The sequence below is a fragment of the Actinopolymorpha sp. B17G11 genome (assembly GCF_040196095.1).
In the GTDB taxonomy this organism is placed as follows: Bacteria; Actinomycetota; Actinomycetes; order Propionibacteriales; family Actinopolymorphaceae; genus Thermasporomyces.
On sequence record NZ_JBEFTW010000078.1, the window covers coordinates 1 to 8,407 of the forward strand.

11 protein-coding genes are annotated in these 8,407 nt (G+C 69.9%); 5 read left to right on the top strand and 6 right to left on the bottom strand.

Going from position 1 to position 8,407, the window contains the following annotated elements:
• Positions 1–277: DUF1905 domain-containing protein (locus ABN028_RS34740; RefSeq protein WP_349699595.1), on the bottom strand; the 277-nt coding region annotated here is incomplete at its 3' end.
• A gap of 340 nt (positions 278–617) precedes the next feature.
• Complete coding sequence (locus ABN028_RS34745; RefSeq protein WP_349331728.1) at positions 618–1,046, bottom strand: CBS domain-containing protein; 429 nt, start codon at positions 1,044–1,046, stop codon at positions 618–620.
• Positions 1,047–1,227: 181 nt separating this feature from the next.
• Between ABN028_RS34745 and ABN028_RS34750 the strand changes: the two genes are divergently transcribed.
• Positions 1,228–1,833, top strand: a complete 606-nt coding sequence (locus ABN028_RS34750) for an ArsR/SmtB family transcription factor (RefSeq protein ID WP_349699596.1) — start codon at positions 1,228–1,230, stop codon at positions 1,831–1,833.
• A complete protein-coding gene (locus ABN028_RS34755; protein WP_349699597.1) occupies positions 1,826–3,154 on the top strand; it encodes an MFS transporter in 1,329 nt (442 codons plus the stop codon). The genes ABN028_RS34750 and ABN028_RS34755 overlap by 8 nt, the downstream gene beginning before the upstream one ends.
• Positions 3,155–3,194: 40 nt before the next feature.
• Here ABN028_RS34755 and ABN028_RS34760 read toward each other — a convergent pair whose 3' ends face one another.
• Positions 3,195–3,989, bottom strand: a complete 795-nt coding sequence (locus tag ABN028_RS34760) for an inositol monophosphatase family protein (protein WP_349699598.1) — start codon at positions 3,987–3,989, stop codon at positions 3,195–3,197.
• A gap of 152 nt (positions 3,990–4,141) precedes the next feature.
• On the opposite strand from ABN028_RS34760, the gene ABN028_RS34765 reads away from it, so the two are divergent.
• Positions 4,142–4,666: a DUF2231 domain-containing protein gene (locus ABN028_RS34765; protein ID WP_349699599.1), complete on the top strand. Its 525-nt coding sequence runs from the start codon at positions 4,142–4,144 to the stop codon at positions 4,664–4,666.
• Between the two features lie 23 nt (positions 4,667–4,689).
• Here the strand turns inward: ABN028_RS34765 and ABN028_RS34770 are convergent, their stop codons facing one another.
• On the bottom strand, positions 4,690–5,550 hold the full coding sequence (locus tag ABN028_RS34770; RefSeq protein ID WP_349699600.1) for a helix-turn-helix transcriptional regulator: 861 nt from the start codon (positions 5,548–5,550) through the stop codon (positions 4,690–4,692).
• A gap of 101 nt (positions 5,551–5,651) precedes the next feature.
• On the opposite strand from ABN028_RS34770, the gene ABN028_RS34775 reads away from it, so the two are divergent.
• Both ABN028_RS34775 and ABN028_RS34780 read left to right on the top strand, forming a co-directional pair.
• On the top strand, positions 5,652–6,083 hold the full coding sequence (locus ABN028_RS34775) for a PPOX class F420-dependent oxidoreductase (protein ID WP_349694239.1): 432 nt from the start codon (positions 5,652–5,654) through the stop codon (positions 6,081–6,083).
• The gene (locus ABN028_RS34780; RefSeq protein WP_349699601.1) at positions 6,083–7,099 is read left to right on the top strand and encodes an aldo/keto reductase; all 1,017 of its coding nucleotides are present in this window, start codon (positions 6,083–6,085) and stop codon (positions 7,097–7,099) included. Before ABN028_RS34775 ends, ABN028_RS34780 begins: the two co-directional genes overlap by 1 nt.
• A gap of 32 nt (positions 7,100–7,131) precedes the next feature.
• On the opposite strand, the gene rsgA is transcribed toward ABN028_RS34780, so the two are convergent.
• Positions 7,132–8,181, bottom strand: a complete 1,050-nt coding sequence (gene rsgA, locus ABN028_RS34785; RefSeq protein WP_349331736.1) for a ribosome small subunit-dependent GTPase A — start codon at positions 8,179–8,181, stop codon at positions 7,132–7,134.
• The coding region (locus ABN028_RS34790) for a carboxyvinyltransferase (protein WP_502879262.1) at positions 8,178–8,407 on the bottom strand (230 nt) is incomplete at its 5' end. The genes rsgA and ABN028_RS34790, both read right to left, overlap by 4 nt.

The following is an 8,407-nucleotide window of genomic DNA, read 5'->3' on the forward strand; positions in this document are numbered from 1 at the left end:
CGATCCGCGCCTGTACCCGGAGCATTCCCCGGTGATAGCTGGTGCCGGACGTCGCCACTTTCAGCTGGAGGCTAAGCTCCTCAGGCACCGCAACGAAGTAGTACGGCGCCGGACCGCGCCACTGAAAGATCTCGCCGCTGAACTCAACCTCCAGGCGGCCATCGCCTGTACGCATCTCCGGCGCCGATGACAGCCGGCGCAACGCAGTGGTGAACTTCTCGCCGTCGCGTGCCGCAGCGCGGGCGTTCCGGGCCCTGGTTGTTTGCTTCTTCGGCATGTCGACATCTCTCCCCAGCAGCCCCACGCACCGCCGGTACCAGATGACAACCAGGCGGAAGCTTGCGCGGGCCCCAGGAGACCTTGGCCGACGAGTGCCACCGCAGCGTGGGCGCGGAAGCAAACGGCGAACGGCGTACGCGTCATGCCGCGCCAGCACGCTAGCACCGGCAGGGACAATGCGCATCTCCCCGTCCACAACCGAGTGGGACAGCACCTACGAGGCGCTTCGTTTCCCCCGATGCACGGCGAATTCGCCGTGCATCGTGGGGAAACAGCGTGCATCGTCTACCGACGGCGCGGGCGCCGGGGTGAGCGAAGCCGGGAGGGTTCGCGGGTTCTCAGGAACGCCGGATGTAGTCGGCGAGCTGTTCGCGCTCGAACTCCAACTCGCCGATTCGGGTCTTCACGATGTCGCCGATGCTCACGAGTCCGGCGAGGCTCCCACCGGCCAGCACCGGGACGTGCCGGATCCGCTCCTGCGTCATCAGGCGCATCAGTTCATCGACCGTGTCGCCTGGCTCGCAGGTGTGCACTTCGCGGGTCATGATCGAGGACACCGGACGGTCGAGTACCTCGGTGCCGGGGGTGAGGTGGCGCACGATGTCGCGTTCGGACGCGATGCCCTGGATCGTGGCGCCGTCCCGGCTGACGACGACGGCGCCGATGTTGTGCTCGGCCAGGACATGGAGAAGATCTCGGACCGAGGTCTCAGGCGCGATCGTCACCACATGTGCGCCCTTGCCCCGAAGAATCTCGCGGATCCGCATCACCGGCCTCCCTTCGCCTGCCGGTGCCGCCCAGCACCGGCTGGGTACCCGTGAGCGCAGGCTAACTCTCCGGGGCCATGCAGCGGAACGCCTTCGGGCATGTCGTACAGATTTTCACTCCCAGCGACGACCTCCAAAGAAGTGCTTGACGGTCGGCGACACCTTGGCCATACTCCCCAACATGTCTTTGGAGGTCGGCTCGCTCAGAGCTCTCGCACATCCGGTCCGGCTGCGAATCCTCTCCCTGCTCACCGGCGTCGCTCTGTCGGCAGCGGAGATCGCGCGTGAGCTCGACATCAGCCAGGCCAACGCGTCCTACCACGTCCGCACCCTCGCGGCCGCCGGCTATCTCGCGGAGGCAGGCGAGGAGACCATCCGGGGTGGTGTCGCCAAGCGGTACGCCTATGTCCCCGGCTACCCGAAAACGGAGTCGGGGGACCGCGACCCCGAGGGCCAGGCACTCGTCTACCAGGCCATAGCGGAGGAGCTCATCCGGCGAGCCCGGCTCTGCGCGACGACGCCCCCGTTGCCGCAGTCCCTCACCGATGCCGAGTTGTGGGTCGACCCGGAGGACTGGAGGCGAGCCACGGACCTGGCCATGGAAGCGTCCCAGCTCCTGCGTCGGCGGGCACATCCGCCGCGTACCGAGGGCACCGTCCACGTCAGTGCCACGGTCGCGATGTTCCCGATGCGATCGGACGCGCCATCGGACGCGCCATCGGAGGCGCCATCGGGCACGTCATCGGACGCGTCGTCGCGCGAGCCGGGGGAGCCCGGCAATGGGTAGGCGGCAGGGCAGCCGCCCATCCGGTCGCGTGCGTGGCCAGGTGCTCGCCAGGACCCTTGGCCGGGCGCTCGGCGAGAACGCGTTGGCACCGCTGCGGCGCGTGCCGTACCGCTACTACCTCGGCGCCCGCTTCGCCTCCCTGCTTGGCAACGCGATCGCGCCGATCGCGCTCGCGTTCGCCGTGCTCGACCTCACCGGATCGGCGGCCGCGCTCGGCATGGTGCTGGCGGCCCGGACCATCCCGATGGTCGTCCTCATGTTGTACGGAGGCGTCATCGCCGACCGGTTCCGCCGGCACGTCGTCCTGGTCCTCGCCAATGCCCTCTGCTTCGCGACGCAGGGCCTCGCCGCCGGGCTCCTGCTGAGCGGTACGGCTGAGCTCTGGCACCTGGCCGCGATCGAGGCGGTCAACGGCGCGGCCGTCGCCTTCACGATGCCCGCCATGCAGGGCCTCATGCCGCACCTCGTACCGCGGGAGGAGCTGCAGCAGGCGAACGCACTCGGCGGACTGGTCCGCAACGCCACGGTGATCGGAGGGGCGTCGGCCGGCGGCGCGATCGTCGGGTTCGTGGGGCCCGGTTGGGGGCTGGCCGTCGACGCGCTGAGCTTCGGTGTCGCCGCCGCGCTCCTGACCCGGCTCCGGCTGCCGGCGACCGACCGCCTCGAGAGGAGCACGGTGCTGCACGACCTGCGGGTCGGCTGGCGCGAGTTCGTGGCCCGCCGCTGGGTCTGGGTGATCGTCGTCGCGTTCGGCGTACTGAACGCGATTCAGGCTGGCGCGCTCCAGGCCCTCGGCCCGGTGATCGCGGACGAGACGTTCGGCCGCGTCGGCTGGGGGCTCGTCAACTCGGCACAGGCGGTCGGCCTCGTGATCGGCGGCCTTGTCCTGCTGCGGTACCGGCCGCGGCACCCGATGCGGCTCGGTATGGCCGGGATGCTCACCCTCGTGCCTGTCTACCTCGTCCTCGGGCTCTTCCCGTCGCTCTGGCTGCTGATGCTCGTCATCTTCGTCGCCGGCTTCGGAATGGAGCTGTTCGGCATCGGGTGGGAGACGGCCCTGCAGCACCACATCCCGCACGAGAAGCTGTCCCGGGTGGCGTCGTACGACATGCTCGGTTCGCTCGTGGCGCTTCCGGTCGGCCAACTGCTGGCGGGTCCCCTCGCGGAGGCATACGGAGCACGGGACGTCATCGTCGTCGGTGCGATGATCTACGCCGGAGTCGTCGTTCTCACCCTGGTCGACCGGTCGGTCTGGACACTCCAGCGGGCCGACGACGCCGCGCCCGCCTCTTCCTCCTGGACAGCGCCCGCGAACGCCTGAACCGTAGGTCCGCGGTCCATCGGTAGACCTGGCTGCCGCGTCAGTCGCCCAAGTCGTCGACGAGGGCGAGCGCCTCGTCGTGCAGGATGCCGTTGGTCGCGAGGGCGTTGTCGCCGTAGGGCCCCGGCGCGCCGTCGAGATCGGTGAACCGACCGCCGGCCTCCTCCACGAGGATGGACACCGCCGCCATGTCGTGGAGGTTCAGCTCCGGCTCGGTGGCGACGTCGACCACGCCTTCGGCGAGCAGCATGTACGACCAGAAGTCCCCGAACCCTCGGGTGCGTCCGCAGGCGCGCAGCAGGCGGGCGAACCCCGGACCACGCCCGGTCTTCTCCCACCCCTCGATGCTGGAGTAGGACAGAAACGCGTCGGCGAGGGTCGCGACCTTGGACACCTGGCAGTCCTGCGCCGACCGGAGGCTCTTCCCGGCGTAGGCGCCCTCACCCCTCGTCGCCCACCAGCGACGACCGAGGGCGGGGGCCGACACGACGCCGATGACCACTTCGTCCTCGACGGCGAGGGCGATCAGGGTGGCCCAGACGGGCACGCCGCGGAGGTAGTTCTTCGTGCCGTCGATCGGGTCGATGATCCACCGCCGCGGCCCCCATCCGGTCTTGCCGAGTTCCTCGCCCTCGATACTGTCCCGGGGGCGCGCCCGGCCGAGGGTCCGGCGGACCGACTCCTCGACCGCGGTGTCGGCGTCGGTGACAGGGGAATTGTCGGCCTTGGCCGTCACCTGCAGATCCTGGGCGCGGAACCGGCTCATGGTGAGCGAGTCGGCGTCATCGGCCAACAGGTGCGCAAGCCGCAGGTCGTCGGTATAGGTGGAGGCCATAGGCCAACGCTAATGGACCCGGCATGGTTTACGGTTTCTCGACCCGCAGTGTCGAACCGAGCAGTCTGTACGGACGTGAAGACTATGGGGCCCGGTGTCACGGCCCTGGCGGAACCCGTTCTGACCGGTGAGGATGTCCCAGGAGGTGCCAGGTGTTCGATCAGGTGAGCGGACTTCCGGTGCATGTGCTCGTGATCCACGCGGTCGTGGTCCTCGTACCACTGGTCGTGCTGACGGCGCTCGCCTACGCCGTGGTGCCTCGGTGGCGGTGGCTGCTGCGGTGGCCGCTGTTGGCCGGATCGGCCGGCTGCCTCGCGGCCGGGTTCGTGGCCAAGAAGAGCGGAGAGGCATTCTTCGACCGACTGAACGAGCCCGAGTTCGTGGCGGAACACGCCGCTCGGGGCAGTCTGCTCGTGTGGTTCCTGCTGGCGTTCTTCGTCGTGTCCGCGGCGGCGGCGTTCATGCTCGGCGGTCCGACCCCCCTGCTCGGCGGGCGGGAACGCGCGGGTGCGGCGAGGCCGGTTCAGCTGGTGGTGGCGGCGCTGCTCGTCGTGGTGGCGGTCGGCACCGGTGTGCAGGTGGTGCGTACCGGAGACGCGGGTGCCCGGGCGACCTGGAGCTCCGCTCCTGCGGGCGGCGTGACCGGCGTACCGGACGCGGATGCGCCGCTCGCTTGACCGGCGCCATTCGGGCGGCAGTCCTAGCCGCGCACCGCGTGCAGGACTTTGGCCAGGTGCCGGTTGAGGCGGTCCAGTGCATCCAGTGCGGCGGAGGTGGCGTCATCTGCGGGGAGGTAGGTGATCAGGTGCTGGCCGTCGGTGTCGAGGGTCTCGTAGGCCAGCCGGAGTTCACCCACCTCAGGGTGGATGAGCCGGTCGACACCGGTGCGGTGGGGGACGGTGGGCGGGGCCTGCCACCGTTCGATGAACGGGCCACCGGCCACGACGGTGAGTTCGTCGACGAGGTGTCCTAGGTGCGGGTCATCGCGGGAGGATCCGGCCTTGAGCGCGGCGACCTGCTCGTCGGCGACGCGGTCCCAGTCGGGGTATGCGGTCCGGGCCCGGTCGTCGGTGAACAGGAACCGGATCCGGCTCGGTAGGTGGCCGTCCAGGAGGCCGATCGGCCCCGCAAGGCGCTCGTAGGCAGAGGTATGGGCGAGCGTCTCGCCCAGTCGGTTGAGCAGCACTGCCGGTGTGCCTTCCATCCGGTCCAGCAATGCCCACATCGTGGGACGTACGTCTCGTTCAGGAGGCAGCCGCCCCGGGCACAAACGGTCGGCGCCGGAGGCCTCCTTGGCCAGGTTCCGAAGCTGCACCCGCTCGTTGGACGACAGTCGGAGAGCGTCGGCGAGCGCGGCGAGGATCTGTGGTGACGGGTGCCGGTCGCGGCCCTGTTCCAGCCGCGCCAGGTAGTCGACGCTGACCCCGGAGACGGCGGCCAGCTCAGCTCGCCGCAGTCCGGGCGTGCGGCGCCGCGGTCCGCCCGGGAGTCCCGCCTGGCTGGGGGTGATGGCCTCCCGGCAGCTGCGTAGGAACGTCCCCAGCTCCCTGTCGTCGCTCACAGGCCGAGTGTACGGCCGGCGTGACCGGCTGATCGTAGCCCTGCGAGAGCTAGCCTTTGCCCGGCCTTCCGCGGGGCTCCTCTGGCGCACAGTCTGGGTTCATGACCTTTACCGCGAACGAGATCGAGTATCTGAACAGCCAACCGCTCGGCCGCCTGGCCACGGTAGGTCCCGGCGGCCGGCCGCACATTGTGCCGGTGGGAGTCTTCTTCGATCCGGCTACCGAGACCATCGTGGTCGGTGGCCACGCCGGCACCACCATGGCGGGGAGCAAGAAGTTCCGCGACGCCCAGCGTCACTCTGACGTGGCGTTCGCTGTGGACGATCTTGCCTCTGTCGAACCCTGGACGCCGCGCGGCATCGAGATCCGGGGGCGGGCGGAAACGCACACCTTCGGGGGCGAGGAGATCGGCCGCCGCATCGGGGCCGGCATGCCGTTCGACCCGGCATGGATCCGCATCCATCCGCGGCGGATCCTCACGCGCGGCATCGACACCGGCCCGTTCGACCTTTCCGCGAGGGACGTGGCGTGATGCGCTACCGGTTGCTGGGCCCGACCGGGCTGCGCGTCTCGGAGCTGTTCCTGGGCGCGATGACCTTTGCGGACCCGGACGAAGCCCGCACGATGATCGACGTGTACGCCGACGCGGGCGGCAACGTGCTGGACACCGCCTCCGCCTATGGCGACAGCGAGAAGGTTCTTGGCGATCTCCTTCAGCACCGCCGGGATCGGTTCGTGCTGGCCACCAAGTACACGCTGTCGCGGGACGCAGCGGACCCGAACGCGGGCGGGAGCAATCGCAAGAACCTCACGCTGTCCCTGGAGGCAAGCCTGCGTCGGCTGCGGACCGACTACGTCGATCTGTTCTGGGTGCACACCTGGGACCAGCACACGCCGATCGAGGAGACGATGCGAGCGCTGGACGACGCCATCCGCGCAGGGAAGGTCCTCTACGTGGGCGCGTCCAACCTCCCGGCGTGGCTTGTCTCCCGGGCGAACACCCTGGCCGAGTGGCGCGGCTGGACCTCGTTCGCAGGCGTGCAGGTGCCGTACAGCCTGCTGAAGCGTGACATCGAGCGGGAACTGCTACCCATGGCCGACGCCTATGGAATGAGTGTCGCGACGTACGGCGCCCTTGCCGGCGGTGTGTTGTCAGGCAAGTTCACCGGTCCCGGTGAGGCCCCGACCGGCACCAGGGTTGACCCCGCCGACCTCACTGCGCGCGACCACCATGCCGCCCATGCCGTACTGGAGGTCGCCGGGGAACTGGGAGTGACGGCGTCCCAGGTCGCGATCGGCTGGCTCCTCACCCGTTCTCCCGCGATGCACCCGATCATCGGCGCGCGTAATGCCAGCCAACTCGAGGACAACCTGGGCGCCCTGGATGTCACCCTTCCGACCGACGTACTGGACCGGCTGGATTCGGTAGTGGACTTCGACCTGGGCTACCCGACGGACATCAACACCGGCCCCCGCCCGTGGCTGTTCGGAGATCATGAATCCCGGCTGGAGGGCCGTTCCCGCCGCACCGGACGGTTCCTCTCCTGAGTCCGATGCATGACAGGACAGGCTCCAGTCGATCAGTCTCCCGCGTGGAGCTCGCGTGAGTCGAGCAGCCGGCGGTACGACTCCACCCGGGCCGGATCGAGCCGGCCGTCGCCGACCGCCTCGTCGAGCGCGCATTCGGGCTCGGTCCGCGCGTGGGTGCAACCGCGCGGGCACCCCTCGGTCACCTCGTCGAGATCGGTGAACGCCTTGATCAGCCTGCGCGGGTCGACGTGGGCAAGCCCGAACGACCGGATGCCAGGCGTGTCCACGATCCACCCGCCGAACGGCAGCGCCAGCATCACCGCCTGGGTCGACGTGTGCCGACCCCTGCCCGTCACATCGCTGACCTCGGCGGTGGCCCGACGCGCCTCGGGCACGAGGGCATTGACCAGCGTCGACTTGCCGACGCCCGAGTGCCCGACGAGCACACTCACCCGGTCGGCCAGCCGGTCATGCACCAGCGGGGCCAGTTCCTCGTCATGCCGGGTGACGACCGACGCGACGCCCAGCGGGCGGTAGGTCTCGAGCAGCTCGTCCGGGGACGCGAGGTCGGCCTTGGTCAGGCAGAGCAGCGGATCGAGGCCCGCGTCGTACGCCGCGACCAGGCACCTGTCGATGAGCCGGGGCCGCGGCGGAGGATCGGCCAGCGCCGTCACGATCACCAACTGGTCGGCGCCGGCGACGATGACCCGCTCGACCGGATCGTCGTCGTCGGCCGTACGCCGGAGCACGGTCGCCCGCTTCTCGACCTCCACGATCCGCGCGAGCGTGCCGGGCTGGCCGGAGACATCACCGACCAGGCGTACGCGGTCGCCGACGACGACGCTCTTGCGTCCGAGCGGCCGCGCCCGCATGGCGGTGACGGTCCGACTCGTGCCAGGCTGCCGGCCTTTGGCACGTGCGTCGGCAGCATCCTCGGGCGGAGTGACCCGGCAGGTGTAGCGGCCACGGTCGATGGTGACGACCACGCCGGTGGTGGCGTCGTCGTAACGGGGGCGCTGTTTGGTGCGCGGGCGGGATCGGCGCGCCGGCCGGCCGTAGCTCTCGTGGTCGTCGACCTCGAACCGGCGCCCCGAACTCACGCAGCCGCCTCCCGGCTGAGCATGGCGGTCCACATCCCCACGAAGTCGGGCAGGGTCTTGCGCGTGGTGGCGACGTTCTCGACCTGGACGCCCGGCACGACAAGGCCGAGCACCGCGGCCGCCTGCGCCATCCGGTGGTCGTCGTAGGTGTGGAACGGAGCACCGATGAGCGGGCGCGGCGTGATCGTCAGCCCGTCGCCGTCTTCGGTCTCGCGGGCGTCACAGC